The organism is Tardiphaga sp., assembly GCF_044340795.1.
In the GTDB taxonomy this organism is placed as follows: domain Bacteria; phylum Pseudomonadota; class Alphaproteobacteria; order Rhizobiales; family Xanthobacteraceae; genus Tardiphaga.
This window is the reverse complement of the sequence record NZ_JBIISY010000021.1, coordinates 17,031-44,024: the sequence shown is the minus strand read 5'-3', so window position 1 is coordinate 44,024 and position 26,994 is coordinate 17,031. Positions and strand designations below refer to the sequence as shown.

At 64.0% G+C, this 26,994-nt stretch carries 25 protein-coding genes; 12 read left to right on the top strand and 13 right to left on the bottom strand.

The window, feature by feature from the left end; translation table 11 throughout:
* Positions 1 to 29: 29 nt before the first annotated feature.
* The 3 genes from ACIQ17_RS05735 to ACIQ17_RS05725 all read right to left on the bottom strand — a co-directional run bounded on the left by ACIQ17_RS05735 (position 30) and on the right by ACIQ17_RS05725 (position 2,933).
* The gene (locus ACIQ17_RS05735; RefSeq protein ID WP_398466317.1) at positions 30 to 1,232 is read right to left on the bottom strand and encodes an FAD-dependent oxidoreductase; all 1,203 of its coding nucleotides are present in this window, start codon (positions 1,230 to 1,232) and stop codon (positions 30 to 32) included.
* A 211-nt stretch (positions 1,233 to 1,443) separates the two neighbouring features.
* Complete coding sequence (locus ACIQ17_RS05730) at positions 1,444 to 2,214, bottom strand: SDR family NAD(P)-dependent oxidoreductase (RefSeq protein WP_398466315.1); 771 nt, start codon at positions 2,212 to 2,214, stop codon at positions 1,444 to 1,446.
* A gap of 164 nt (positions 2,215 to 2,378) precedes the next feature.
* Positions 2,379 to 2,933 carry a YkgJ family cysteine cluster protein gene (locus tag ACIQ17_RS05725; RefSeq protein ID WP_398466312.1) on the bottom strand — a complete coding sequence of 185 codons (555 nt, stop codon included), beginning with the start codon at positions 2,931 to 2,933 and terminating at the stop codon, positions 2,379 to 2,381.
* Positions 2,934 to 3,092: 159 nt separating this feature from the next.
* Here ACIQ17_RS05725 and queE point away from each other — a divergent pair, with 159 nt between their 5' ends.
* Positions 3,093 to 3,725: a 7-carboxy-7-deazaguanine synthase gene (queE, locus tag ACIQ17_RS05720; RefSeq protein WP_398466310.1), complete on the top strand. Its 633-nt coding sequence runs from the start codon at positions 3,093 to 3,095 to the stop codon at positions 3,723 to 3,725.
* Between the two features lie 30 nt (positions 3,726 to 3,755).
* Positions 3,756 to 4,121: a 6-pyruvoyl trahydropterin synthase family protein gene (locus tag ACIQ17_RS05715; RefSeq protein WP_398466308.1), complete on the top strand. Its 366-nt coding sequence runs from the start codon at positions 3,756 to 3,758 to the stop codon at positions 4,119 to 4,121.
* A gap of 53 nt (positions 4,122 to 4,174) precedes the next feature.
* Here the strand turns inward: ACIQ17_RS05715 and ACIQ17_RS05710 are convergent, their stop codons facing one another.
* The gene (locus ACIQ17_RS05710; protein ID WP_398466306.1) at positions 4,175 to 4,684 is read right to left on the bottom strand and encodes a DUF3060 domain-containing protein; all 510 of its coding nucleotides are present in this window, start codon (positions 4,682 to 4,684) and stop codon (positions 4,175 to 4,177) included.
* Between the two features lie 262 nt (positions 4,685 to 4,946).
* Here ACIQ17_RS05710 and ACIQ17_RS05705 point away from each other — a divergent pair, with 262 nt between their 5' ends.
* The 3 genes from ACIQ17_RS05705 (at position 4,947) to ACIQ17_RS05695 (ending at position 7,154) form a co-directional block, all read left to right on the top strand.
* A complete protein-coding gene (locus ACIQ17_RS05705) occupies positions 4,947 to 6,089 on the top strand; it encodes a serine hydrolase (RefSeq protein WP_398466304.1) in 1,143 nt (380 codons plus the stop codon).
* 42 nt (positions 6,090 to 6,131) lie between these two features.
* Positions 6,132 to 6,857: an aspartate/glutamate racemase family protein gene (locus ACIQ17_RS05700; protein ID WP_398466302.1), complete on the top strand. Its 726-nt coding sequence runs from the start codon at positions 6,132 to 6,134 to the stop codon at positions 6,855 to 6,857.
* An 84-nt stretch (positions 6,858 to 6,941) separates the two neighbouring features.
* On the top strand, positions 6,942 to 7,154 hold the full coding sequence (locus tag ACIQ17_RS05695) for a YodC family protein (RefSeq protein WP_398466300.1): 213 nt from the start codon (positions 6,942 to 6,944) through the stop codon (positions 7,152 to 7,154).
* Between the two features lie 14 nt (positions 7,155 to 7,168).
* On the opposite strand, the gene ACIQ17_RS05690 is transcribed toward ACIQ17_RS05695, so the two are convergent.
* From ACIQ17_RS05690 to ACIQ17_RS05670, 5 genes are all read right to left on the bottom strand, one after another.
* Positions 7,169 to 8,029, bottom strand: a complete 861-nt coding sequence (locus ACIQ17_RS05690) for a serine hydrolase domain-containing protein (RefSeq protein WP_398466298.1) — start codon at positions 8,027 to 8,029, stop codon at positions 7,169 to 7,171.
* Positions 8,030 to 8,041: 12 nt separating this feature from the next.
* A complete protein-coding gene (locus ACIQ17_RS05685; RefSeq protein WP_398466296.1) occupies positions 8,042 to 9,298 on the bottom strand; it encodes a CCA tRNA nucleotidyltransferase in 1,257 nt (418 codons plus the stop codon).
* Complete coding sequence (locus ACIQ17_RS05680) at positions 9,295 to 9,558, bottom strand: DUF6111 family protein (protein WP_398466291.1); 264 nt, start codon at positions 9,556 to 9,558, stop codon at positions 9,295 to 9,297. The genes ACIQ17_RS05685 and ACIQ17_RS05680 overlap by 4 nt, the downstream gene beginning before the upstream one ends.
* Entirely contained in the window at positions 9,555 to 10,190 is a 636-nt protein-coding gene (locus tag ACIQ17_RS05675) for a CoA pyrophosphatase (protein WP_398466289.1), read from the bottom strand. Before ACIQ17_RS05675 ends, ACIQ17_RS05680 begins: the two co-directional genes overlap by 4 nt.
* 87 nt (positions 10,191 to 10,277) lie before the next feature.
* Complete coding sequence (locus ACIQ17_RS05670; RefSeq protein WP_398466287.1) at positions 10,278 to 10,892, bottom strand: DUF1285 domain-containing protein; 615 nt, start codon at positions 10,890 to 10,892, stop codon at positions 10,278 to 10,280.
* Between the two features lie 238 nt (positions 10,893 to 11,130).
* Here ACIQ17_RS05670 and ACIQ17_RS05665 point away from each other — a divergent pair, with 238 nt between their 5' ends.
* From ACIQ17_RS05665 to ACIQ17_RS05650, 4 genes are read left to right on the top strand one after another with little or no spacing between them, the layout of a single operon-like run.
* Complete coding sequence (locus ACIQ17_RS05665) at positions 11,131 to 12,135, top strand: AAA family ATPase (protein ID WP_398466285.1); 1,005 nt, start codon at positions 11,131 to 11,133, stop codon at positions 12,133 to 12,135.
* Positions 12,135 to 13,076 (top strand): DUF58 domain-containing protein, encoded by a 942-nt coding sequence (locus tag ACIQ17_RS05660; RefSeq protein ID WP_398466283.1) that lies wholly within the window; start codon positions 12,135 to 12,137, stop codon positions 13,074 to 13,076. Before ACIQ17_RS05665 ends, ACIQ17_RS05660 begins: the two co-directional genes overlap by 1 nt.
* A complete protein-coding gene (locus ACIQ17_RS05655) occupies positions 13,076 to 15,889 on the top strand; it encodes a DUF4159 domain-containing protein (protein ID WP_398466323.1) in 2,814 nt (937 codons plus the stop codon). The genes ACIQ17_RS05660 and ACIQ17_RS05655 overlap by 1 nt, the downstream gene beginning before the upstream one ends.
* Before the next feature lie 9 nt (positions 15,890 to 15,898).
* Positions 15,899 to 17,962, top strand: a complete 2,064-nt coding sequence (locus tag ACIQ17_RS05650; protein WP_398466281.1) for a hypothetical protein — start codon at positions 15,899 to 15,901, stop codon at positions 17,960 to 17,962.
* On the opposite strand, the gene ACIQ17_RS05645 is transcribed toward ACIQ17_RS05650, so the two are convergent.
* Positions 17,959 to 19,611 (bottom strand): hypothetical protein, encoded by a 1,653-nt coding sequence (locus ACIQ17_RS05645; RefSeq protein ID WP_398466279.1) that lies wholly within the window; start codon positions 19,609 to 19,611, stop codon positions 17,959 to 17,961. The two genes, ACIQ17_RS05650 and ACIQ17_RS05645, sit on opposite strands and share 4 nt — an antisense overlap.
* Before the next feature lie 2 nt (positions 19,612 to 19,613).
* Positions 19,614 to 21,710: a hypothetical protein gene (locus ACIQ17_RS05640; RefSeq protein WP_398466277.1), complete on the bottom strand. Its 2,097-nt coding sequence runs from the start codon at positions 21,708 to 21,710 to the stop codon at positions 19,614 to 19,616.
* A gap of 263 nt (positions 21,711 to 21,973) precedes the next feature.
* Between ACIQ17_RS05640 and ACIQ17_RS05635 the strand changes: the two genes are divergently transcribed.
* The gene (locus ACIQ17_RS05635; protein WP_398466275.1) at positions 21,974 to 22,342 is read left to right on the top strand and encodes a DUF2946 domain-containing protein; all 369 of its coding nucleotides are present in this window, start codon (positions 21,974 to 21,976) and stop codon (positions 22,340 to 22,342) included.
* Between the two features lie 120 nt (positions 22,343 to 22,462).
* On the top strand, positions 22,463 to 24,817 hold the full coding sequence (locus tag ACIQ17_RS05630; RefSeq protein WP_398466273.1) for a TonB-dependent receptor: 2,355 nt from the start codon (positions 22,463 to 22,465) through the stop codon (positions 24,815 to 24,817).
* A 127-nt stretch (positions 24,818 to 24,944) separates the two neighbouring features.
* Here ACIQ17_RS05630 and ACIQ17_RS05625 read toward each other — a convergent pair whose 3' ends face one another.
* Both ACIQ17_RS05625 and ACIQ17_RS05620 read right to left on the bottom strand, forming a co-directional pair.
* Positions 24,945 to 25,457 (bottom strand): GNAT family N-acetyltransferase, encoded by a 513-nt coding sequence (locus ACIQ17_RS05625; RefSeq protein ID WP_398466271.1) that lies wholly within the window; start codon positions 25,455 to 25,457, stop codon positions 24,945 to 24,947.
* 48 nt (positions 25,458 to 25,505) lie between these two features.
* A complete protein-coding gene (locus ACIQ17_RS05620; RefSeq protein ID WP_398466269.1) occupies positions 25,506 to 25,997 on the bottom strand; it encodes an NUDIX domain-containing protein in 492 nt (163 codons plus the stop codon).
* Positions 25,998 to 26,107: 110 nt separating this feature from the next.
* Here ACIQ17_RS05620 and ACIQ17_RS05615 point away from each other — a divergent pair, with 110 nt between their 5' ends.
* Positions 26,108 to 26,992, top strand: coding sequence for a metallophosphoesterase family protein (locus ACIQ17_RS05615; RefSeq protein WP_398466267.1), 885 nt, complete (start codon positions 26,108 to 26,110; stop codon positions 26,990 to 26,992).
* The last annotated feature ends 2 nt before the right edge of the window (positions 26,993 to 26,994 follow it).

Below are 26,994 nucleotides of genomic sequence, written 5' to 3'. Positions count from 1 at the left end.
GCTGTGCTTTCCCCACCCTACAGTCACGGCTACATCGCCGGCACGCTCATCACCACCAGCGCGCAGCCGACGAGTGCCAGCTCGCCCGGCAATGTCTCGCGGGCGCGGCGCACGATGCCTTCGCCGAGACGACCGAAGAAGCGCATCCAGCGCTGCATGCGCCAGTACAGCGAGTTCTCCAGCGTCACGGCGCGCAGTGTGAAGGCCTTGCCCTTGGCCCAGGCATCGCATTCGAGCTTGAGCGGATCGCTGTAATATTGCGCGATCTTCTCGGCGTTCATACCGGGCGTGACCAGCCAGTTCGGGATGTGCACGCTGCACAGCTGCACGACATCGGTGAACACCTTGTCGGTGCCGCAGCCGCTGCCGGGGCACGGCGAAGCAAAAGCATCGCCGACAAGGACGATGCCGGGCTGCACCACATTGTCGCTCTCATAGAGATCGATCGGGCGGATCCGGATATCGCCGGAAATCGAGTAATCGCCGATCAGGCGGCGCAGTTTCGGCAGGCAGCTGTCGAGCGCCGCCTCCGGCGTGCGACGCATGGCGCGCACCCAGGGATCATTCGCCTCGCGATAGACGAACAGATTGCCGCGCATCGTCTCGCCGATCGGAAACAGCGTCAGATAGGCAGTGCGATGGCGCGTTGCTTCTGCAAAATAAGTAAGCGCCGGGAAATCGAACTTTTCACGGTTGATCGGCGCAATGTCGAAGCCGACCGAAATCGAGTGACAGGCCGAGATGACCGGACGGCCGATCTTCAGCTGATCGCGCAACCCGATGCTGGCGCCATTCGCCAACACCACGAGGCGCGCAGAGATGTCTTCGCCGGTGGAGAGACCGATGGTCTGGCGATCGTCGGAAGTGCGGATCGACACGGCCTTGGCATGGATCGTTTCCACCGTGGGCGGGATTTCAGCGCGTACGGTGTTGACCAGCGTCTCATAGAGGAAGCCATGCTGCTGGCTCGGCCGCTTGTCGATGACCCGGCCGAAGCGGGCCAGCCAGATTTCCTGATCGTGGGTCGCGGCATTGAACACCGCGTCACGGAGGCCGGTCCTGGCCAGACGATCGATCTGCTGCTGGCCGCCGATCTTCTCGCAGCGCAGCTCCGGCGGATGCAGGCGATGCGGCTCGATGAGGATTGCGGACACACCGGCGCGGCCCAGCATGGCCGCCGCGGTCGAACCTGCAAGGCCGCCACCAATGATCGCGATATCCGTCTGACGCACGGGAACTCTCCGCCTGCGACATCCGTGCACCCGAAATCTTAAAAATCGGGAAAGGATTGTGATGGGTGGTGAACGGCTACCGCGGGAGTTTTGTTTCGCGAGGTTTCGCGCGTTCTTGTAGCCTGCATGGAGCGTAGCGTAATGCAGGGACCGGCGCTCCGATTGAACAGCCGGTCCCCGGATTGCGCTGCGCTCCATCCGGGCTACGATTTCACACCGATGCCGTTGTCACGCCGCCATCGATCACCATGGTCTGTCCGGTGGTGAAGGTCGAGACATCCGAGCTGAGATAGGCTACCGCGCCGGCGATCTCGTGGGGCTCGCCGATGCGGCGCAACGGCGTGTTGGCGGTGCGCTTCTTGAGATTGACCTCGTCCTCCCATAGCGCCTTGGCGAAATCGGTCTTCACCAGACCCGGCGCGATGCAGTTGACGCGCACGCCCTTCGGCCCCCATTCGCCGGCAAGGCTGCGGCACAGCGCAAAATCCGCGGCTTTGGAAATGCCATAGGCGCCGATCACCGTGGAGCCGCGCAGGCCACCGATGGAGGAGATGATCACCACCGAGCCCTTGCCCCGCTCGGCCATGGCCGGGATCGCCTTGGCACAGAGCCAGATATTGCTCTTCACATTGGAGCCCATGATCTTGTCGAACGCCTCGTCGGTGATGTCGAGCAACGGACCGTAATAGGGATTCACCGCGGCGTTGCAGACGAGGATGTCGATCGGGCCGTAATGCTTCACCGTGCCGTCGATCAGCGCCTCGACCTCGTTCTTGCGCGCGATGTTGCAGGGAATGACATGGGCATCACCGCCATTCTTGCGGATGCCTTCGGCAACTTCCTCGCAGGCGTCAGCCTTGCGGCTGGAAATGACGACCTTGGCGCCGAGCTGTGCCAGCAATTCCGCCGAGGCCCGGCCGATGCCGCGGCTGGAGCCGGTGATGACGGCAACCTTGCCGGTGAGGTCGAATGGATTTTTCACGGGGTGTTTCCTCCTGTTGTTGGAGGCATTGTGGGGATGGAGGTCGCGGGGTCAAGCGCGGTTCGTAGGATGGGTAGAGTGAAGGCGCGTCAGCGCCGTAGCGAAACCCATCAATGCCGGAGCGCGGAATGATGGGTTTCGCTTCGCTCTACCCATCCTACGAATTACGATCGTGCCACCCGCGTCGCGATATAATCCTTGCCCTTCGCCGTAAACGTCTCGCGGATGATGAACCCATCCGCCGGCGACATCGGGCCGATCGGGACCGGGCCGGTCGGCATGATCAGCGTCGCATGGCTGCCAACAAAGATGAGAAGATGCCGCCGCTCCTCGAGCAGCTTTGCCGACCATGCGATCAGGCCATTCAGCAGCGGTTGTTTCTGCCAGGCGGAAGGCGCGCCGGGATCAACCTGCCCATAGATGAAGCCGGTGGTCGGATAGACCGAGAACACGATCTTGGAATGCTCGGGCTTCCAGGCCTCCGCCATCTCGTGGTCCTGCACCCAGACGCAATCGAAGGCGCGGCACTGCTGCGGGCGGGTGTCGTAGATCTTGCAGCCGGAACCGATGGCGCAGTGCTGGCACCATTTGCCGGCCGGCTTCGGCACCTCGTCGATCCGGTAGACCTTGCAGCACATGGTGCAGGTTCCACAGGGACGGTTCTGGGGAGCGGGATCGGCGGTGACGAGCGGCGGCTGCATCCCGGCGATATGCGTCAATCCGGCCCCCGGGATCAACCGGGCCGTGCGGCGCTGACATATGAGTGATCAGCCGGGACATTGGCCGCTGCACGTGCTAAGAGCCGCGCTTCACCCCATATGGAACATGAAATGCCCCCGGGCCGCTTTGACGCGCGGGCATTTTAGAGAGCAAAATCATTGAGTTACGCGGTCAAAGAGATTTTCCTGACGCTGCAGGGCGAAGGCGCCCATGCGGGCCGCGCCTCCGTGTTCTGCCGTTTTGCCGGCTGCAATCTCTGGACCGGCCGTGAACAGGACCGCGCGGCGGCGGTCTGCCAGTTCTGCGACACCGATTTCGTCGGCATGGATGGGACGCTGGGCGGCCGCTACGCCACCGCAGCGGCGCTGGCAGACACCATTGCCGCGCAATGGGCCGGGCCGAACGACAACCGCTATGTGGTGCTGACCGGCGGCGAGCCTTTGCTGCAGGTCAACGACGAGCTCGTCGCCGCATTGCATGAGCGTGGCTTCGAGATCGGCGTCGAGACCAACGGCACCGTGGCGCCGCCAGCTGGCATCGACTGGATCTGCGTCTCGCCGAAAGCCGGCGCCGATCTCGTCATTCGCGCCGGGCACGAATTGAAGCTGGTCTATCCGCAGGCGGCCGCGATGCCGGACAGGTTCGAGTCGCTCGCCTTCGAGCGATTCTCGCTGCAGCCGATGGACGGACCGGATGCGATCAGCAATACCGCGCTGGCAGTGGACTACTGTCTGAAGCATCCGCAATGGCGGCTGAGCGTGCAGACGCACAAGACACTCGGTATCAGGTAATTTGGGATCAGGTAGTTCAGGTATCAGGTGATGTGGGAACTAACGAAATCGTTTCGCTTCGAGGCAGCCCATGCGCTGTCCTATACGACGCTCGGCGAAGCGAGCCAGGAGATTCACGGCCACTCGTTCCGCGCCGAGATCACCATCCGCGGCGAGCCCGATCCGGTCACCGGCATGGTGATGGATCTCGGCCTGCTCGACCGCGGGCTGGATGATCTCCGCAAGACGCTGGACCACAAGTTCCTGAACAAGATCGAGGCGATCGGCATCCCGACGCTGGAGAACCTGTCGCGCTACATCTGGGACCGCGTTGCCGACAAAGGACCGGTGGTCCGCGTCGGCGTCTTCCGCGACAGCTGCAATGAGAGCTGCGTGTATTTCGGACCGAAGACGTAAGCTCGACCGCAGGGCGGATCAGGCGAAGCCGTCATCCGCCCTACAGCTGATCATTACTTCTTGCTGATCTTGTTGCCGATACCCGAGGTCGAGATCGCAGGCGCCTTGACGCCGTTTTCGGCGGTCCAGGTCAATTCGTTCTTCGACCCCTGCACATCGATCTTCGCTGCGCTGCCCACCGTCAGCGAAACGTCCTGTTCTGCACCGGACACCGAGACTTCCGCGGGTGCATTCTCGGACTTCAGCTTGGCCTGCACGGTGTTCTTGTGCAGTTCGACCAGCAGCGCGCCGGTCTCGCCGCCCGTCGCCTTGATCGACATGCCGCTGACAGCGAGCGATTTCGCCTCATCGAAGCGTACCTTGTGATCGGCGCCCAGCACCTTGATGTCACCGCAACGCCCGGTGAGCTCGACCGAATTACCCTGTCCCGCAATGATGACGTTCTGGCCGTCACATGCGAAGTCGCGCGACATCTGCACGCCTTCGACAGTGATCTCTTCCGCGGATGCGGCAACAGGAGCGATCACGGCAAAACTCGCGACAACAACGTGCTTCAGCTTCAAGATAATTCCTCCAGATGAGATGCAGGCCGGCAACCGAATGCGGCTGCCACGGACGGGCCTTTCGACTAGGAAGCGAATATGGCCGCGATGGGGCTGCCTGCATCGCGCCGTCGCGAATAGATGCGTTCTCAAAATGAAGTCGGCATGACGCCGCATTGCGTTGCGCATCTCACCACAAAGTGAGCCCGCGACACATCTTTGTCGCATATGCGATTTCTCATGCTCTGCATTGTCGTAACCATGGGGGCTTCATGGAGTGACAATGAATTTGATGCCGTCCTGGTCATTGCGCGTGCTCGGCACGCTGGCTTTTTTGACTTGCGCCCTCGGTCCGTCGCAGGCATCGGCCGATCGTGCGGTCAACGAACAGATCAGGCGTATCGTGACCAACGAGCTCGCATCCAAGGTCAATAATCACGGCGGCCTCGCCGTGGCGGTGCACGCGGCCGGACATACGCAGATTTTCACCTACGGCTTTGCCGATCAGGCGGCCCAGCGGCGGATCGCATCCGATACGCTGTTCAACCTGGCCTCGGTGCGCAAACTGTTCGAGGCGACGCTGGTGTCACTTGGCTCGATCCGCGGCGAGTTCAGTCTCGACGATCCCGCCAGCAAATACGTTCCCGAACTGACCGGCGACTATGTGAAACGCATCACCATCGGCCAGCTCGCCACCCACACATCCGGACTGCTGCTGCCGACGGATCATCCGCCATGGCCGACGGACTCCTACTCGCTGCCGCGCTTCTTCGACGTCCTGAACAGCTGGACGCCGAAGGCCGGCGAAAAACCCGGCAAGCAGCGTGTCTATACGCATGCAGGCTACGTTCTGCTGCAACTGGTGCTGGAGCGTCGCTACGGCCGGCCGATCGCGGAGCAGATCTCCGAACGCGTGTTGAATCCGCTGGGCATGAAGGAGACGTTCCTGCCCGAGCGTGGCGCGGGTGATCACGCCCTGCTCGCGCCAAAATATCTCGCACGTGTGGTGCAGGGCTATGACGACGACGGATCGACCGTCGGCACGCCCGGCAACCAGCAGGGCTATTACAGCTTCCCCGGCACGGGACAGATGTTTTCTTCGCCGAAGGATCTGGCGATCTTCCTCGCCGCCAGCCTCGACGATCACGTGGTCGATCCACAGCTCCGGCAGGCGCTGAAGGCGACCCAGCTCGAAATGTTTCGCGTCGACAACGATTTCGGCCAGGCCATCGCCTGGGAAAACGTGCATCGCGGCGGCATCGAGGTGGTGGACAAGCCCGGCGGGCTGAACAATGCCACGGCCTATGTCGGCCTGCTGCCGCGGCAGCGCATGGGCGTCGTCGTCCTCGCCAATCGCGGCGAGTTTCCGTACGAGGTTGCGCGATATCGCGTCTTGCCGGAGCTGGCGCGACTGCGCGGACAGTAGCGCGCGCTGGCATTCCTATGCACATGATGCTTGGATGCCGGCATGCGCATCCTGCTGATCAATCCCAACACCACCGACAGCGTCACGGCGCTGGTGACGCAGCATGTCAAGGCCGTCGCCGGTGATGCTGCGACATTCATTCCCGTCACCGGTCGCTTCGGTGCACGCTACATCTCCACCCGCGCGTCTGCCGCGATCGCCGCGCATGCGGCGCTCGATGCCTATGCGGCCCATGGCGCGGGATGCGACGCGGTCTATCTCGCCTGTTTCGGCGATCCCGGCCTGCTGGCGCTGCGTGAAGTCGCCGAGGTGCCGGTGGTCGGCATGGCGGAGGCGTCCTGCCTGGAGGCAGCCAAAAGCGGCCGCTTTGCCATCGTCACCGGCGGCGCGCTGTGGGGGCCCATGCTCACCGAATTCGTCGCCGGCATCGGACTTGCCGACAAGCTCGCCAGCGTCCGGACCATCGCGCCCACCGGCGGCGAGATCGCGACCAATCCCGACGCGGCGCTGACCTCGCTCGCCAGGGCCTGCACGGCCTGCGCGACGGAAGATGGCGCGGAGGTCGTGATCCTCGGCGGCGCGGCGCTGGCCGGGCTTGCCGGGCGCATCCAGCCCGACGTTCCGGTGCCCGTGCTCTGCTCGGTCGCCACCGGCACCCATGCCGTCATCGCCGCGGCGAAGCGACAGCGCGATGACGGCGTGCGTCCGCCGGCGCTGGAGAGCATCGGCCTGTCAACGGAACTTGCGACACTTCTGCATCGGAAATAACGCCGCGCCATCCCGCCGTGTTCGGACTGTCATGACCCGCGCCTAGTCTTTGCGTGCGATTCAACCCACGCACAGGAGCCGATCATGGAATTGAAAGCTGGTGACGTCGTCATGCTGAAGTCGGGCGGCATGCCGCTCACCGTTGCCGATGTGGATGGCAACGATATCGAATGCGTGTGGCTCGGCGAAGAAGGCGACCTGTTCCGCGAGACGCTGCCGCGCGCCGTTCTCGAAGTCGCGCTGCTGGCGACGGATGACGACGAGGATGAAGAAGACGAGGACGAGAAGGCCGCCTGATTCCGGCGGATCGTTTATGCTTTCGCACCGAGCGCGAAGGTTTCGCGCTCGGCCTCTTCGCCACGTTCGCCGTCGATGAAGAAGGCTGCAGTCGTCAATTTCGCCGGGAAATGATAGACGGCGACGGCGCTGCCGGGACCACCGCCGGTGTGCCCGATGACATCCGCGCCATCGCGCGCAGTGCCCGTCATAACGCCGAGGCCATAGGCCGCAGCCAGCCAAGGACGATCGGCACCAGGATCGCCCACGGGCAGACCGATCTTCATCTCAGTCAATAGATTCTGCGGCAGAAGATCCGATGTCAGCAAGCGATGCAGCAACAGCACCGCATCGCGCAGGCTGCCAGTAGCCAGCCCGTGATAGACCCATCGTGGATCGTAGGACGCGCGCGATCCCATCTGCAGTGTTTGCAGATCGCTGCGCCGTTCCGCAATCAGCGGGCCATCGACACCGAGCGGCCTGAAGAGGCGTTCGCGCAATGCCTCGCCGAGCGGGCGCTCCATGATGCGTTCGAGATGACGACGGACCAGCAGATAGCCGATATTCGAATAGGAGAATTCGCCACGCATGACCTTCGCATGCAGCGACGCAACCTGCGCCAGCAGATGCTCCACCGGCCACGCGTCCTGATCCGCAGCCACTGCCTCGTGATAGGCTGCCAGCGCGCCGTAGTCGGCAAGGCCGGCCCGATGTTGCAGCATTTCGCGTAGGCTGAACGGCTCGCCGGGCAACGGATCGTCCAGCGATGTCAAACCGTCGCGTACCAGCGTCAGCGTGAGGGCCGCAATCAGTGTCTTGGTAAAACTCCACCACGGCACCACGGCATCGGCGCCATCAGCGATCTCCGGTCCATCCGCATGAAGAACGAACTTCACGACCGGCGCATCCTATAGCCGATGATCGTGCTTGAACCGTGCGATCGTCTGGTCGGCGATCACGGTGATGACGTCGACTTCCATCGGAAAGTCGTTCGCCATCCAGGCGTCTTCCGCCAGCGCCAGCACATGACCGAGCGCCGGCCCCTTGGCGATGCCGCGGGCCATGAAATCGGCTGCCTTGAGCGGAAAAACCGGCGGCGTCCAGCGGTCGGGCAGCGCGAACAGATGGGCCCAGCCTTCCGCATCGGCGTCGCGGCCGGCACGCGCCCAGCCGAGCAGCATCCGGTTGCGATACCGCGCAGTGCCGAGGCGATACAGCCGCTGCCGGGCGCGGGCCTCATCCATGCCCTTCAGCCGCCACCAGCGATGGCCCATGGAATCCAGTGCCTTGTTCTCTTCATTGGTGAGACGCAGGCGCTGCGTCAGCCGCTTGGCATCCTCGGTCACGGCCACACCGAGCGCGCCGAGCCGCAGCACGGCACTGGGCGCCAGTCCGAGTGAATGCTCGATACCGATCATCTTGCTGAGCGGCCCGAGATAGGTGACCCCGCCCAGGATGCGCAGCATCAGGCCGGCATCGACCATCGCTTCGGTCGCCGCATAGGCGCCCGGCGCCACCAGCAGCTTGAGCAGCTCCATCCGGATGCGCTCGGCGGAAAGACCGGCGATGCCCTCGCGGCCACGGATCGATGCGAGATAGCCCTCGCGATCCGGCGCGCCTTCACCATAAGCGGCATGGATACGGAAGAAGCGCAGGATGCGCAGATAATCTTCGGCAATGCGGCGGTCGGGATCACCGATGAAGCGCACGCGCTTCGCATCCACGTCCGGCAGGCCGCCGACATGGTCGTGCACCACGCCATCGATAGAAACCGAAAGCCCGTTCATGGTGAAATCGCGCCGTTCGGCATCCCGCTGCCAGTCGCGGCCGAACATCACCTTGGCCTTGCGCCCGAAGGTCTCGACATCTTCCCGCAGCGTGGTGACTTCGACGGGTGAGCCCTCGACCACCAGCGTCACCGTGCCGTGCTCGATGCCCGTCGGGACAACCTTGAAGCCGGCCGCCTTCGCACGACGCACGACCTCTTCCGGCAGCGCCGTGGTGGCAATATCGATCTCGCCGACGGCCAGCCCCATCAGCGCATTGCGCACGGCACCGCCGACTGCGCGTGCTTCCTCGCCATCGCCGTTCAGCAGAGCGAGCACGCGTCCGGCCGGGCCGGTGGTCAGCCACGGCGCGTCAACGAGCCGCCGCTGCGAGGTCATTTATTCTGCCCCGGCACAAGCTTGCCGTTCTCGATATGTGCCGGCGTGTAGGTGGCGGAAGGCGCTGCGCCGGAGAAATGCGAGAGCAGGATGAAGCTGAAAATCACCAGGAGGAATGCCGATATCAGCAGCTTGAGCACGACGCGGGCCGGCCATGACGTCGATTCCGTCACACCCTTCGACGTTGCCAGCAGGAACAGCGCATAGATCACGAACGGGATCAGGAAGATGCCGACTTCAGTGAGCACAGGACGGATCATTTCTGCACGATCCGCTCATACAGCACGCGCAGAATGCCTGCGGTGGCGCCCCAGATATATCGCTCGGCAAACGGCATCGCATAATAGCTGCGCTCGACCCCGCGGAAATCCTTGCTGTGCAACTGATGATTGCCCGGATTCATCAGGAAGGACAGCGGCACCTCGAAGGCGCTTTCGACTTCGTTCTCGTTGATGGTGAGATTGAAGCCCGGCTTCACCCGCGCCACCGTCGGCAGGATGCGAAAGCCGAAGCCGGTGGCATAGAGATCGAGATAGCCGATCGGGTCGACGAAGGATCGATCGAGGCCGACCTCTTCTTCAGCCTCGCGCAATGCGGCGTCGAGCGGCGATGCGTCCGTCGCATCGATCTTGCCACCTGGAAACGAGATCTGCCCGGCATGGTCATTCAGATGCGCGGAGCGCTGGGTGAGCAGGATGGTCGGCTGCTCATGCTCGACAATGCCGATCAGCACTGCGGCGGGGCGGATCGGGCGCTCCTGGGCGACGATCTGGATCATACGGTCATTGCCGGCATCGCCGGTGGTCGGGATGATGCTGGCGTCGTTCAGGCCGTCGGGCACATCGAAGGTCAGCCGCGCCTTGGCGCGCGCGAAAAATTCGGCTGAATCCATCACAGCCGATTCCACCGCTGCAGAATTTGCAGCGGGCACATCCGTCTTCAGCACCGAACTAGTCAATCACGCCCCTCGACGACAATCTTACATAGCTTGCCTGACTTGCTCGGCATCTGCCATGGCAAAAAAGGCGCCCCCGGAAGCGATGCCGAACATCGCGGACCCATCGACCATCCGCTCCTCGCCCATGTCAACAAGATCGTAATAGATCGCCCGCGTCACCTTGGCCCATAGATCGGCACGGACATGCAGATAGGGCGTGAGGCCCCCGTCCTCGGCTTCCTCGAAACGGAGCTTGTGGTCGGCATCGCAGGTGACCCAGTCGTCCACATTGGTGCGGAATCTGAGCACGGCGCCCGACGCATCCTGCTCCTTCTGCATCTCGACGGCGAGAAACGGCACGTCGTCCACGGTGATGCCGACTTTCTCCACCGGCGTGACAAGGAAATATTTGCCATCTTCCCGCTTCAGAATTGTCGAAAACAGCCGCACCAGCGCTGGCCGGCCGATCGGGGTACCCAAATAGAACCACGTACCGTCCGCAGCGATTCGCATGTCGAGATCGCCGCAAAAGTCCGGATTCCACAGATGGACGGGCGGCAGGCCTTTGCCTTGTTTGGCGCCATCCGTCGCGGCAGCGGCCAAACCATCCAGTCCCTGCGCCGTCCCTCGCGCCGTTTCTTGCCCTTGCTTCGCCATTGTTTGCCCTGACTTTACCTGCGCCTTTCTGGCACGATCAATGCACGCCTTGAAACGTGCAGCATGGGTTTCCAACTCGCCACAACGTGATGCAGTTCATAGCGGCATCGGGATATTGTGGGGATAGTTTAATTCAACAAATACATGGCCTTCGCTAAAGTCTAGCATCAGGCTTGTGGAATATTGAGACGATATCCGGCGGCATGTTTCAAACGCCGTTCACCCGAAGGAGCAGTTGATGGCTGGCGCTGACAGTGTCGAGAAACTCGAAGACGTGATCGTCCGCTCCGCGGAACAGGTGGCCGGCCAGATGCGCGCCGCCAAGGAGGCGATCGCCACTGTCATTTTCGGCCAGGACCGCGTGGTGGAAAACACGCTGGTGACAATCCTCTCCGGCGGCCATGCGCTGCTGATCGGCGTCCCCGGCCTCGCCAAGACCAAGCTTGTCGAGACCCTCGGCACCACGCTCGGCCTCGACGCCAAGCGCATCCAGTTCACGCCCGACCTGATGCCGTCGGACATTCTCGGCGCCGAAGTGCTGGACGAGAGTGTCGCCGGCAAGCGCTCCTTCCGCTTCATTTCCGGTCCGGTCTTCGCCCAGCTGCTGATGGCTGACGAAATCAACCGCGCCTCCCCGCGCACGCAGTCTGCATTGCTGCAGGCCATGCAGGAGCAGCACATCACCGTCGCCGGCGCGCGGCATGATCTGCCCAAACCCTTCCATGTGCTGGCCACGCAGAACCCGCTGGAGCAGGAAGGCACCTATCCGCTGCCGGAAGCACAGCTCGACCGTTTCCTGATGGAAATCGACGTCGACTATCCCGATCGCGATGCCGAACGCCGCATCCTGTTCGAGACCACCGGCGCTGAAGAAACAGTCGCCAGGGCCGCCGTCGACATCGAGACGCTGCTCACCGCACAGCGCCTGGTACGCCGCCTGCCTGTGGGCGATAGCGTGGTCGAAGCGATCCTGACACTGGTGCGCTCGGCGCGTCCCGGCCCAGATGCCGGCGATGCATCGAAACTGATCGCATGGGGCCCCGGCCCGCGTGCCTCGCAATCGCTGATGCTGGCGGTGCGCGCCCGTGCGCTGCTGGATGGCCGTCTCGCGCCATCCATCGATGACGTGCTCGATCTCGCCGAACCGATCCTGAAGCACCGCATGGCGCTGACCTTCTCGGCTCGCGCCGAAGGCCGCACGGTGGCCGACGTCATCGGGCAGCTCAAGTCACGGATCGGTTGATGGCGGCAGCGCCGGACCACGCCACCCAGGAGATCACCGCAGTCCGCCGCGCCGATGGCGAGAGCCGTTCGCTTGCCGCGTCGCTGCCGCGCCTTGTCCTTGAGGCGCGGCGCATTGCCGCGACCGTGATCCACGGTCTGCATGGCCGCCGCCGCGCCGGCCATGGCGAGAGCTTCTGGCAATATCGCCGCTTCGTGTCCGGCGAGCCGTCGCAGAATGTCGACTGGCGCCGCTCCGCACGTGACGATCATCTCTATGTGCGCGAGCAGGAATGGGAAGCGGCGCATACGATCTGGCTGTGGCCGGATCGCTCGCTGTCGATGGCCTTCGCGTCGAAAGGCGTGCGCGACAGCAAGCTCGAACGCGCGCTGATCGTCACCTTCGCACTGGCTGAACTGCTGGTCTCCGGCGGCGAACGCGTCGGCGTGCCCGGCCTGATGAACCCGACCTCCAGCCGCAGCGTGATCGACAAGATGGCGCAGGCGATGCTGCATGACTCGACCGGCCGCGACAGCCTGCCGCCGGCCTTCGTGCCCTCGGCGCTGTCGGAAGTCGTCGTGCTCGGTGACTTCTGGTCGCCGATGTCGGAGATCAAGACGATGCTTGCGGGCCTGTCATCCGCCGGTGCCCATGGCGCGCTGGTGCAGGTCAATGATCCCGCCGAAGAGACTTTTCCCTATTCCGGCCGTGTCGAATTCGTCGAGCCGGAAAGCGGCAATGTGATCACCGCCGGCCGCGCGCAGACATGGGCGGAGGATTACGTCGCCCGCGTCGCCGCGCATCGCGATGAAATCCGCAGCGAGACCGGCAAGCTCGGCTGGCTGTTCTCGACGCACACGACGGATCGCTCCGCCGCCGAATTGCTGCTGTTCCTGCATGCAGGCATGGCGGTCAATCGCGCCGCGGGCGGCAGCATGGTCAAGGTGGGACGCACGGCATGATCGGTGGCTTCCCGCTCGCATTCGCCCAACCTCTGATGCTGCTTGGCCTGGTCTCGCTGCCGGTGCTGTGGTGGCTGCTGCGCGTGATGCCGCCGCGCCCGCAGCGCATCGCGTTCCCGCCGACGCGACTCCTCTTCGACATCACGCCTAAGGAAGAGACGCCCTCGCGCTCGCCCTGGTGGCTGACGCTGCTACGCTTGCTCGCCGCCGCGCTGGTGATCTTCGCCGCTGCCGGCCCGATCTGGAATCCGCAGACCGCCGGCACCGTTTCAACGGCTCCGTTGACGATCCTGATCGATGATGGCTGGTCCGCGGCCGCGAGCTGGGACGCCCGCGTCCGCGCCGCCGACGAACTGATCGCCAATGCCGACAACAACCGCCGCGGCGTCGCGCTGGTGCCACTGTCGGAGCCCACGCGTGACATCACCATTTTGCCCGGCGGTACCGCGCGCGTGACGCTGCGCCAGCTCGCGCCAAAACCCTATTCCATCGACCGCGTCGATGCGCTGCCAGCGCTGGAGCGTTTCCTGCGCGCCACCGGCGACAGCGAGATCGTCTGGCTCTCTGACGGCGTCGACACCGGCCGCGGCAATGATTTCACGCAGGGACTCACGAAGGCCATCGGCGACCGCACGCTGACCATCTATGACGGCGGCGCGGCACCTGCGCATGCGCTGGTCGCTGCCGAAAACGCCGCGGCCAAGATGACGGTAAAGGTGCTTCGTGCCGCTGCCGGTGGCCCCGAAGCCGGCATCGTCCGCGGGCTCGACGCCAAGGGCTCTCCGGTCGGCGAGGCGAAATTCCTGTTCACGCCGAACGAGCGCGAGACCGAAGCGGCTTTCGACCTCCCCGTCGAGTTGCGCAATGACATCGCGCGCCTCGAAATCGCCAGCGAACGCTCGGCCGGCGCGGTGCAGCTGCTCGACAAGCGCTGGCGCCGCCGCGCCATCGGTATTGTCTCCGGCACCACCGCCGACACCGCGCAGCCGTTGCTCGCCTCGACCTTCTATCTCACCCGCGCGCTCGCTCCCTTTGCGGATGTGCGCCAGGGCGACCGCGGCGCGCCGCAACAGGCGATCACGCAATTCCTCGACCAGAAGCTCCCGATGATCGTGCTCGCCGATGTGGGCACGCTGTCGCCGGAAATCCGCGAACGGCTCAATGCCTGGATCGACAATGGCGGCGTGCTCGTGCGCTTCGCCGGCCCACGGCTCGCGCAGGCCGAAGATGACCTCGTGCCGGTGAAACTTCGTCGCGGTGACCGCAGCCTCGGCGGCAGCCTCACCTGGGAGAAGCCGCAGCGCATGGCGTCATTCGCTGCGGATGGTCCTTTTGCCGGCCTGCCGGTGCCCAAGGATATCACCGTCACCCGCCAGGTGCTGGCCGAGCCGAATGCGGCATTGGCCTCGAAGAGCTGGGCGTCGCTGGAAGACGGCACGCCGCTGGTCACCGGCGAGCGCCGCGGCAAGGGCCTCGTCTCGCTGTTCCATGTGAGCGCCGATATGCGCTGGTCGGACCTGCCTTTGTCTGGCACCTTCGTCGAGATGCTGCGCAGGGTCGTCGATATTTCCGGCTACACCTCCACGCCCGGCGCCGGTGTTGCCGGCGAAACCGGCACCGAGACGGTAGCGCCGCTGCGGACCCTCGACGGCTTCGGCGCCTTCGGCCCGCCGCCCTCGACCGCAAAGCCGCTCTCCGCCGATTATCGCGACCGCGCCACGCCGGAGCATCCGCCCGGCCTCTATGGCCCCGCCGATGGCCCGCTCGCTGTCAATGCCCTCGCCTCCGCCGATCGGATCGCACCACTGGACTTCTCCGCGTTGAAAGCAAACCACGCCAGCTACACCAATGCCGAACCACGCGACCTGCGCGGCATCCTGCTCTCCACCGCGCTCGCGCTGTTCCTGATCGATGCGATCATCGTGGCCCTGCTCGGCGGCGCCATCGCCTCGCTGTTCCGCCGCCGTGCAGTGTCGGCGATGCTGGCCGTGGCTCTCGCACTCGGCACGGTCACGGGCATGCCGACACAGGTGCGCGCCGATCAGGCCAGCGATGATTTCGCCGTCAAGGCGGTGTCGCAGACACGGCTGGCTTACGTCGTCACCGGCAATGCCGATGTGGACGGCATCGTGAAATCAGGCCTCACCGGCCTCACACTGTTCCTGGCACAGCGGACTGCGCTGGAAGCCGGCGAGCCGATCGGCATCGATCCGGCCAAGGATGAGCTGTCCTTCTTCCCGTTGATCTACTGGCCCGTCATCCCCGGCGCGCCGAAGCCGCCGCAGGAAGCCATCAACCGCATCGACGCTTACATGAAGCAGGGCGGCACGGTGCTGTTCGACACCCGCGATGCCGTCGAGGCACCGGGCGGACCGAATGGCGAGTCGCAGACCCCGGGCATGCAGACGCTGCGCACGATCCTGTCTTCGCTCGATGTGCCCGAACTCGAGCCGGTACCGCCGGCGCATGTGCTGACAAAAACGTTCTTCCTGCTCAGCGACTTCCCCGGCCGCTTCAATTCCGGCCCGACCTGGGTGGAAGCCTTGCCGCGCGAGGACACCGACGAAGCCGCCTCACGTCCCGCCCGCGGCGGCGACGGCGTGTCGCCGATCATCATCACCTCGAACGACTTTGCCGGCGCCTGGGCCATGCGCCCGGATGGCCAGCCGATGCTGCCCATGGTGCCCGGCGAACCGCGCCAGCGCGAATACGCCTTCCGCGCCGGCGTCAACATCGTGATGTACACGCTGACCGGCAACTACAAGGCCGATCAGGTGCATGCGCCCGCCCTCATCGAACGTCTCGGTCAATAGGAGCGCGGCATGCAATACGGCATCGCATTCACGCCCCTCGTTCCGACGCTTGTCCTGTGGATCGGCCTCGCAGCTATCGTCGTCATCGCAGCACTTCTGCTGCTTGGCCGTGCGCGTGGTGCGGCAGTGCGTGTCGCGGCACTCGCATTGATCCTGCTCGCGCTCGCCAATCCCTCTTTCACCAGCGAGGAGCGCGAGCCGCTGTCATCCGTGGCGGCTGTGGTGGTCGACAAGAGCCCAAGCCAGTCCTTTGGTGAGCGCACCAGGGAAACCGAAGAGGCGCAGAAGCAGCTCGTCGACCGGCTCAAGCAGGTCAAGGGCCTCGAAGTCCGCACCGTCGAGGCCGGCCAGGCCGATGGCGAGACCGATGGCACAAAACTGTTCGGCGCATTGTCGTCGGCGCTGTCGGACGTCCCCACCGACCGCGTCGCTGGTGCGTTCCTGATCACCGACGGCCGTGTGCATGACATCCCGGCCAATCTCGACGGCCTCGGCTTCAAGGCGCCGCTGCATGCGCTGGTCACCGGCCGCAAGGACGAGCGTGACCGCCGCATCGCCATCACCGCCGCGCCGCGCTTCGGCATTGTCGGCCAGTCGCAGCGCGTAACGTTCCGCCTCGACGATCAGGGCGTCAGCAATGAGCGCGCCCGCGTCGTCATCCGCCGCGACGGCGACACCATCGGCGAGCGCCAGATGGTGTCCGGCCAGACGCTGAGCGTGGATGTCGACATCAAGCATGCCGGCCCGAACATCGTCGAGATCGAGGCTTCGCCCATCGACAATGAGCTCACCCTCGTCAACAACCGCGCCGTGGTCGCCATCGACGGCGTGCGCGACAAGCTGCGCGTGCTGCTGGTCTCCGGCGAGCCGCATTCCGGCGAGCGCACCTGGCGCAACCTGCTGAAGTCCGATGCCTCCATCGACCTCGTGCACTTCACCATTCTCCGCCCGCCGGAGAAGCAGGACGGCACGCCGATCAATGAACTGTCGCTGATCGCCTTCCCGACCCGCGAACTGTTCCAGCAGAAGATCCACGAATTCCAGCTGATCATCTTCGATCGCTATGCCCGCCAGGGCGTGCTGCCGATTGCCTATTTCGACAATATTGCGCGCTATGTCCGCAATGGCGGCGCAGTGCTGGTCTCGGCCGGGCCGGACTATGCGTCGAACACCTCGATCTGGCGCACGCCGCTGGATTCGGTGCTTCCCGCCGAACCGGTCGGTGTCAGCGAGAAGCCGTTCTATGCGCATCTGAGCGACGTCGGCAAACGCCATCCGGTGACGCGCGGCCTCGAAGGCTCCAACAGCGAGCCGCCGAAATGGAGCCGCTTCTTCCGCACCGTGGAGACGCGCAACACCACCACGCCGCCCGTCATGACTGGCGCCGACGGCAAGCCGCTGCTGCTGCTGTCGCGCGCCGGCGAAGGCCGGGTCGCTTTGCTGCTGTCGGATCACATCTGGCTGTGGGCCCGCGGCTATGAAGGCGGCGGCCCGCATCTCGATCTGCTCCGGCGGACCTCGCACTGGCTGATGAAGCAGCCCGATCTCGAAGAGGAATCGCTGAAGCTGCAGACCGCGAACAAGGATCTGGTCGTGGTGCGGCAGACCATGGGTGACACCGTCGCGCCGGTCACCGTGACCTCGCCCTCAGGCAAGACACGCGAGCTTACGCTGAACACTAGCGAGCCCGGCCAGTGGCGCGCAACGACTCCCGCGGACGAACTCGGCCTGTGGCAGGCCACGGATGGCACGCTGAAAGCGCTGATCAATGTCGGTCCGGTCAATCCGAAGGAATTTTCGGAGGTGACGTCGACCACCGAGATGCTGCGCCCGCTCGCCCAGGCATCAGGCGGCGATGCGCGTCGTCTCAACGAAGGTTCGGGCATCGAGATGCCGCGCGTGGTGCCGGTGCGCTCCAGCACCACCTTCCGCGGCGATGGCTGGATGGGTGTTCATATGCGCGATGCCAGCGTGGTCCGCGGCGTCGGCGTGCTGCCGATGTTTGCGGGGCTGGTCGGGCTGTTGCTGCTGCTGGGAGCGTTTGCTGCGACTTGGCTGCGGGAGAGCCGCTAGCCATGAATTTCGTAATCGAAGAATAGTCCGTCCGGATCGATGTAAACACGGCTCAGGAACTCGTCCCACTCGAAGTCGGAGATGCCGTCCGGCTTCTCGAGGGTCGGCGTATCGATCTGGAACACCCGACCCGCGGCCTTGATGTGCAGCGCCTTCTTGATCGACGGCAGGGGATGCACCCATGGCGGCGTCACCTGCAGAGCCCATTTGTTGACCGCCGTGATCATCGCAGTGAATTCGTCCGCATGTTTGCCTTGGCCCATCCAGTCCAAGCACGGATAGTCGCCCTCTACTGTTCCGCTCAGCGTGGCGTTGTGGCTGCCGTGATGACCGACCTTGTAAAAGACCGTCCGCCCGAGCAGATCGCGGACAATGTCGGTCCGGTCCCCCTCTTTCTTGTTGGTGGTCCAGGACTTCCAATTGCCGCGCTGGGCATCGCCGATGAACAGCAGGACTTTACCCGAGGATTTCAGTTCGAAGGCGAGGACGAGACTGGTATTGTTGATGCCCTTGTTGAGCACGAGCGCGAGTTCTTCCGCGGAATGCAGCCAGTCTTGGTCGATCCGTCGCCACGCCGCACTGCTGGAACATTCGAATTCATCTTGTCCCGGCACTTCCGCTGCGCCGCTCTGCCCATAATGGCTTGTAAAGAAGTCGCCATGTTGCGGATCGGAGAAAGCGGCATCGAGCGGGATAGCGAAACGTCGGGAGAAAGGCTGCACCCGGTCCAGCCCACTTCCGCTGCGTGCTGCGGCAAAGAATGACGGACGCCCATCGATGCCATGGCCAGGAAACGCCTCCGATCCCTGCGGATCCTCGTCCTTGAGCAGATCGGCATCGTGCGGCGGCCCCAATGCATGGACGCGCACATCATCGACACCGGGAATTTTCAGCCCCTTCTGATGCGGCAGAATATACTTTGTCCGGGCCTTGCCGACCTTCTCCTTAATCAGCTTCATCCCTTGCTTATTGACGGATTTGTCCGGATCGCTTTTCTTTGCCGCACCGAATTGCGATCGATCGATTCCGAGTTCGAGTTCGAGCAGCTCGTCGATGAGACCCACGCTCGTGCCATCCGCGGCAAACATCATGTTCCGCGCCGCGAGCAACCCGACCAATTGATCACGATGGCGACGCCGCAATTCGTTGGCGAGCTTGTCGGTCGGGCTTTCGGTCCAGGCGAACCACGCTTCGTGCATATTGATCTCGTCGAATGGTGACGATCCGGCTTTGCCGAAGCCGTTGACGTGATCCTGATGCTCATGCGTCACGACGACCAGATCGAGGCGATTGCCGGTCGATTTGCCGATATGAGCGATGATCTCGCCAATGCCGGCGAGGCCATATTTGACGTTCGAGCCCGGCTTGTAGCCACAGTCGATCAGGACATAGACGGGCTTACCGCTCGATCCCGGAAAGGCCAGCAGGAAACAGTCGCCATGCCCTTGGCGATACATCCTGACTTTGACGCCGGATTTCGGCGCCATCATGCGATCGCCTGCATCGTCCTGCTTCGAACCAGAGGTGGCTTTTTTCGTTTTCCTGGCGCTCGATTTCCGAGCCACGCTGCGAGCAGACTTGACCTTGCGGGACTCCGCGGCCTTTTTGACCGACTTGGCCTTCTTTGCGACTTTCGCTGTTTTCGCCACGATTATTCCTCCGAATGGCGATGCAACATCGCGAAGGGCTCGATAGAGGCCCTGTCGCGTGAATCGCGCAGACTGCATTGACGGCGTCCGTCGAACGAATTGCCGTCGGACTCCGCCTCGCCTGCGAGATAGGCTCTCACGAGAGCGAGGTCTTCACCCTTGTCGATCGGAGTCGGCGTGCGGATGATGTGACGAAATGTATTGGTCGAACTATCGATCACCACCGTGCAGCCTGCACGAAATTTGAAATCGCCATCCTCGCGCGGTGCAAACGGGGTCGTCCGTGCGTCTGCGGCTTCCTGTTCCGCCTTGTCGAAATAGCCGCGCCGTCGCTGCGTGAGTTCGATCACGACATCGGTCACGGTCTGCCCACGCGCATCACGGCGCAGTGCGGTACGTACCGAATGTACTTCCACGGTGGGAACACCCTGCTCGTCGCGATAGATGGTCGGTGGCGCATTGCTGTCCACGACAAGACCAAAGGCCGCAAGATATTTCTGGCCGTTGCCCCGAACGAGCCAGCGCCACACCGCGGCGCGACTTTCCTCCATATTTCTCCAGACTTGATAACGCTCGCTGCTGAGATCCCATTTGTGGAAGCGTGAACTGCCGTCATAGGTCGAGGCGTCCGATCCGTCGCCGCTCACCTCCAACAATTCGTTGTCGAACAGCGCTGCGATATCCTGCGCGCTGTCGTCCCGCGCCGACCTGACCGCCGCCTTGGAGGGCATGGCGCGAGAGCCCATAGACATGGCTACCGCCTGGTTCTCGGCAATCACCTCCGCGCCTGATGGCCAGACCAGCGCCTCGATCGACATGCTGCGAATGCCGCGGGGATAGATGCCCCAAGCACGAAAACTCTCTACCAGAGGAACGCGGTAGCCGGCATCGTCATCAGCATTGAGATTGACGTCGCCGGTCACAATGGCGCGCAGATAGGTGCCGAAAGTAATGCCGACGGGCGGACAATAGTCCAGCGCGCGGATGCACATCAGAAGAATATCGCGCGCACAGCGCGACGCTTCCTCGGCCAGACGGTTGGCAAGATCGGGCGAGATGTCGCCTTCGGGCAGGATGCCGGTGCCCTGGGTCGCGATGCGGAAGAGGTCGGCGGTCCGCTGTTCATAGACCAGCAGAAATGCACCGAACACGGCGGCGACGAGAATGGCCCCGCGCGCATGCGGCTCCATGGTGGTTTCGAGCGCGCGCGGATCGGGCTGCCGCCGTCGCCATTTGCCTTTCACTTCGCTGCCCAGTGCATCGCGCAAGGCACCGCCACGCCCAGTCGCACGGCCGAACTGCTGCGCGAGCTGGCCAAGCATGCTTTCCCGATCGCTTAGCTGCCCCCGCGCCCGCATGATCTGGTCGCGCAGCACGCCCGGATAGGAAAAATGCTGAAATATGGCGACGATGTCGGCGAAGCCTTCGTGGAAGGCATGAACGTCGGGGTTGCTCGGCTCGTTGAAGCGCGGGTGAATGCCGTCGAGCAGCGCATGCGTTACTTCATGCGCGACGATGTCATGCGACAGGCAGGCAAAGACGATGGTGCCTGGTGTGTTGTGCCGATCCTTGGCCGTCACCGGAAAATAGCCGAACAGCAGCGCTTTCTTGGCCGGACTGTAATAGGCGTTCTGATCGCGCAGCGCATGCGGATAGATGCGCAGGCGACGGACGAACTCGCTTCGCCACCGACCGGTCGGGCTGTCTTTCGGCTCCAGCCGGCGCGGCGCCCATAATGCAACCCGCCCGAGCGCACGCTCGAAATGGCCGATGGTCGCCATCGCCACGGCATAGACCATCTGCTGATGAAATTGCGGATTGCCCTCGGACGGGGGCAGCCCGTCCTGCGCGAGCAGATAGGGATCGTCCAGATTCACCGGCGGATAAACGACCTGGCTGGCCGGATCGATATCGATCACCTCGATATATTCGCCGATCGGACCCGCGGGGAGCGCACTCCCATCCGGTGCTCGCTCCCAGGGAATACGCACCACGATTTCCTGGATCGCCGACGTTGCCATCTGCTGCGCCAGACTGGGATCGAAGGCAAAAATTCGCAGCCGGCGTGAGCGAGGCGCCTCGATGACGGACAATCGCATCTTACACCCGATAAATTATGAACATCTGAAAGATGCATACTTATATGTAAACTACCTTAAATCAACTTTCTGATGGCGCACTTTGCGTTGAATTTGCAGGTCTTCCGTCGTTGCCGGAAATCCACAGCCACGCGCTTTCGAACGCCTATATTCCTCCGTTCGCACTCCGCTTGTTGACACCCCGCCCCTTACCGCGCGATGTTACATTATAACATCGGTACTGGCTGACCTCTCCGCCGGCCGATGTGGGGGCGCCCTTGGGCATGAAGTGGTTTCGCGACAATCTTGGACATGGGGCAAAACTCGCGCTGTTCGCGCTGGCCGTGCAACTCGTCCTGTCGCTCGGCCATGTCCATCTCGACGACGTCCATGCCGCGCCCGGCGATGCTACCGGGATCACGCATGTGCAGGCGCCCTCGACGCCGGACAGCGATCAGCAACAGCACCGCGTTGGCGTACCTTGCGATATCTGCGCGGTCATGGCGATGGCCGGCAATGCGCTGGTCTCGGCGCCGCCGATCCTGTCGCTGCCGGATGCCGCCGAATTCGCCCATGCGGCCATCAAGGCCGAGTTCGACCATCTCGACGCCATCAGTGGCGCACCGCAGCCGCGCGGACCACCGATTATCTGACTTCACCTGTGACCAACGCCGCCCGGAATCCGTCCGCGCGGCACCACCCATGTGAATTCGCATCACCGCGATCATCGGCTCCGGCGCAACCATGCGCAGCCGGTGAAGTCAGGACCAATCATGCCTATCTCCATCAAGCGCGCTCTCCTGCTCGGCTCCACCGCCGTCATCGGATGGAGCAGCCTTCCCACTTTCGCCCATGCGCAGACGCAGCTTCCCGCCGTGGAGGTCACCGCGCCGAGCCCGATCGTGCGCCGCAAACCGGCGGCCCATCCGCAGGGCCACACCCACGTGACCCGCACCGCGCCAAACCGCACGCAGGGAGTGCCGGTGGAAGCCGAGCCGCCCGTCGCATCAGCGCCGCCGCAGGGCGAGCTGCCCATCGTCACCGACCAGTTCGCCACCGTCACCGTGGTGCCGAATGAGGAAATCCGCCGCTCCGGCGCCAATACGCTGGGCGATCTCCTCGCCAACAAGCCGGGCATCTCCGGCTCCGGCTATGCCCCCGGCAGCGCCAGCCGCCCGATCATCCGCGGCCTCGACGTCAACCGCGTCGGCATTGTCGAGAACGGCCTGTCGAGCGGCGGCGCCTCCGATCTCGGCGAAGACCACTTCGTTCCGCTCGATCCCTTCGCCGCCAATCAGGTCGAGGTGATCCGCGGCCCGGCAACGCTTCGCTATGGCTCGCAGTCGATCGGCGGCGTGGTCTCCGCCTCCAACAACCGCATTCCCGATGCACTGCCCAATTGCGCCGTCGCCGCGCCCTTCATGAGCTATGGCCTGCCGGCCAAGGCGCCGGCCGCGGGCCTCGCCGCGCCGGGCTGCATGAATGCGGAAGTGCGTACCTCGATCAATTCGGCAACGCGCGGCGTTGATGGCGGCATCCTGCTCGACGCCGGCGGCGGCAATGTCGCGGTGCATGCCGACGTCTATGGCAGCAAGGTCGGCGACTACAATGTCCCGTCCTATCCCTATGCGGAGCCCGGCATCCCCTTCAACGGCCGTCAGGGCAACACGGCGGCGCAGAATGGCGGCGCCTCGGTCGGCGGTTCGTATTTCTTCGACGGCGGCTATATCGGCGCAGCGATCACGCATAACCGCGTCAATTACGGCATTCCCGGCGTCGAGGGCGCCGAACTCGGCACCCGCATCGTCGGCGAGCAGACCAAAGTCACCACCAAGGGCGAATATCGCCCCGACGCCGCAGCCATCGAGGCGATCCGCTTCTGGGCCGGCGCGACCAATTACAAGCATGACGAGATCGGCCTGGAGGAAGGCGGCGAAGGCGCGCCGCATGTCCACCAGACCTTCACCAACAAGGAGCAGGAAGGCCGCGTCGAAGTGCAGATGATGCCCTTCAATGCCGGCTTCGCTGCGGTGACCACTGCGTTCGGCATCCAGGCCAGCCACCAGGAACTGACGGCGCCGAGCCCGGAAGCCGCCGGCAGCCCGATCAACGGATTGTTCGATCCCAACAAGAACACCAAGGTCGCGGGCTACGTCTTCAACGAGCTGAAATTCACCGACTGGACCCGCGCCCAGATCGCCGGCCGCATCGAGCACGTGTCGCTGTCCGGCTCGGCACCGAGCTTCGTGCCGGAAGTGTTCGACGTCGATGCCGATCCCACCTCGATCGGCCCGGCACTCGGCCTCAACAAGTCGTTCACGCCGAAGAGCGGCAGCATCGGCCTTATCCAGGACCTGCCATGGGGCGGCCTCTCGGCCAGCGTCACGGCCCAGTACACAGAGCGCGCGCCGAAGCCGGCCGAGCTGTTCTCACGCGGTGGCCATGAGGCGACGGGCACCTTCGATATCGGCAATCCGAATCTCGGCATCGAGACGGCGAAGTCGGTGGAAGTCGGCCTGCGCCGCGCGGCGGGCCCGGTGCGCTTCGAACTCACCGGCTACTACACGCAGTATCAGGGCTTCATCTATCGCCACCTCACCGGCAACACCTGCGAAGGCGGCGCCTGCATGATCGGTGCCGGCATGGAGCTGAACCAGGCGATCTACACCCAGCGTGACGCGACGTTCCGCGGTGGTGAATTCCAGACCCAGATCGACGTCACCCGGCTCGGCAGCGGCATGTTCGGTGTCGAAGGCCAGGCGGATGTGGTGCGTGCGACCTTCGCCGACGGCAGCAACGTGCCGCGCATCCCGCCGGTGCGTGCCGGTGGCGGCCTGTTCTGGCGTGATGCGAACTGGTTCGCCCGCATCAACATGCTGCACGCTTTCGCACAGAACGACATCTCCGATGTCGCAGAGACGCCGACCAATGGCTACAACCTGCTAAAGGCGGAAGTGAGCTACAAGACGCTGCTCGACCCGCGCATTTATGGTGCGAAGGAAATGACGGTCGGCCTCGTCGGCAACAACCTGCTCAACGAGAACATCCGTTACTCCACGTCCTACAACAAGGACAACGTGCTGCAGCCGGGGCTCAATGTGCGGGCGTTTGCGAGCGTGAAGTTCTGAGACGTCACGCTCCAACTGTCGTTACCCGCGAAAGCGGGTAACCCAGTAGACAGCGGCGCTGTTGATGGACGTCGTCAACGTCGAATACTGGATCGCCCGGTCAAGCCGGGCGATGACAGCCAGGAAATTACTTCGCCGCGTTCCAGTCCGGCCGCACGGCACCGGCGAGACCTTCCGCAGCGCCGTCCACCAGCTCAAGCACCAGCAGCCGCTTCTGGTCCACCGGACCCGGCATGGTCACGGCGCCCTTCGGGATCGCCTTGAAGCCCACCCGGCTGTAATAGGGCTCGTCGCCCACCAGTACGATCAGTTTGTGCCCCTTGGCGCGCGCATCAGAAATCGCACGATCCAGCAGCTTGCGGCCGACGCCGCGGCTGCGGAAAGGCGGCTCCACCGTCAGCGGGCCGAGCAGCAGCGCTGGCGTATCACCGACACAGATCGGCAATTGCCGGATGGAGCCCACCAGCAGTGTACCGATCCGCGCCGTGAAGGACAGATCGAGCAGATGGCCCACATGCTCGCGCAGCCGGTAGGCCGACAGCACGAAACGGCCGGGGCCGAAGGTGCGGGCCACCAGCCGTTCGATCGGCTGGGCGTCATTGGCGGTTTCCGCCGCGATGATCAGGTCGAGGTCACTCATGTCGGCCCGCGGGATAGCATCTGGCGGCGGCGCGGTCCATCGCGGGTGTCACCGTGCCCGCCAGGTCGGGATCACGGGCTTGCCATCGAAAATCTCGGCCAGGCGCTGGCGCGTGCCTTCGGTGGTGTCCGAGGGCAGCGCGTTCAGAGCAAAGAAGCCGGTTTCGGCAATCTCCTTGTTCGGCTCTGGCACCCGGTCCTGATGGAAATCCCTGACCACATAGACCACCACATGATCGCGCACCGAGACATGGTCGTTGAGAAACACACCATGCAGCACCGGCTCGCCAGTGAGCGCGATCCGCCCCTCCTCGCGCAGCTCCATCTCCAGCGCCTCGCGAAATGTCTGGCCGACCTCGACGCCACCGCCGGGCAGATACCAGCCGGAGACATAAGTGTGCCGGACCAGGAACACGCGGCCGGCATCATCGACAACCACCGCGCGCACGCCGAGCGTCATGCCACGGGCGAAGCGGAAATACAGATGGATGAACCTGCGCAAGGTCGGCTCCAGCCGCTGGCGTAGCGTCGGCGCAGTCATCGCGGCGGTCCGGAACGGGGCAAACGGCTTGGTCCTTGCGTCATCGGCCCCACCTTGCCAAAACAAAACGGGCTTTCACAGTCGAACGATTTGCCAGCGCACAACAATCCATGACCGCATTCACCCTCGCGCATCTGTCCGATCCGCATGTGCCGCCGATGCCCGAGCCGGCATGGCGCGAACTGCTCGGCCAGCGCGTGCTGGGCTATATCAACTGGAAGCGCAACCGGCATCTGTATCACCGCCGCGACATGCTCGACGTGCTGGTATCCGACATGCAGACGCAGGCGCCGGACCATATCGCCGTCACCGGCGATCTCGTCAATCTGGCACTCGCCGCCGAATTCCCGCGCGCAAGGCGCTGGATCGAAGTGGTCGGCAAGCCCGATCAAGTCTCGCTGGTGCCCGGCAATCACGACGCCTATGTGCAAGGCGCGCTGGAGAAATTTGTCGAGACGTTCGGCGACTACATGCGCAGTGACGGCGCGACCGCGCCGACCTTCCCCTATCTGCGAATCCGCGAGCCCGTTGCATTGATCGGCGTGTCGTCGAGCGTGGCCACCGCGCCGTTCATGGCGACCGGCTGGCTCGGCGATGCGCAGCTCGAGGCGCTGGATCGCCTGCTGGCTAGCCTTGCCGATACACATCTGTTTCGTGTGCTGCTGATCCACCATCCGCTGCGATCGGAGAAGTGGATGAAACGCCTGACGGACTCCGACGCGCTACAGGTTCTGCTCAAGCGCCACGGCGTCGAACTGATCCTGCAGGGTCATGACCACATCCATTCGACCATGTGGTTCGAAGGCCCGCAGCGCCGCATCCCGGCGATCGGCGTGCCAGCCGCCTCGTCGCTTGCACACGGCCACAAACCCGCAGCCGCCTATAATCTGTTTGCGATTGAACGCGACGGCGAACGCTGGCGCTGCGAGCAGACCGTGCGCGGATTCGGCGACGGCAATATGGTGCATGAACTGAAGCGGATGCTGCTCGTCTAGCG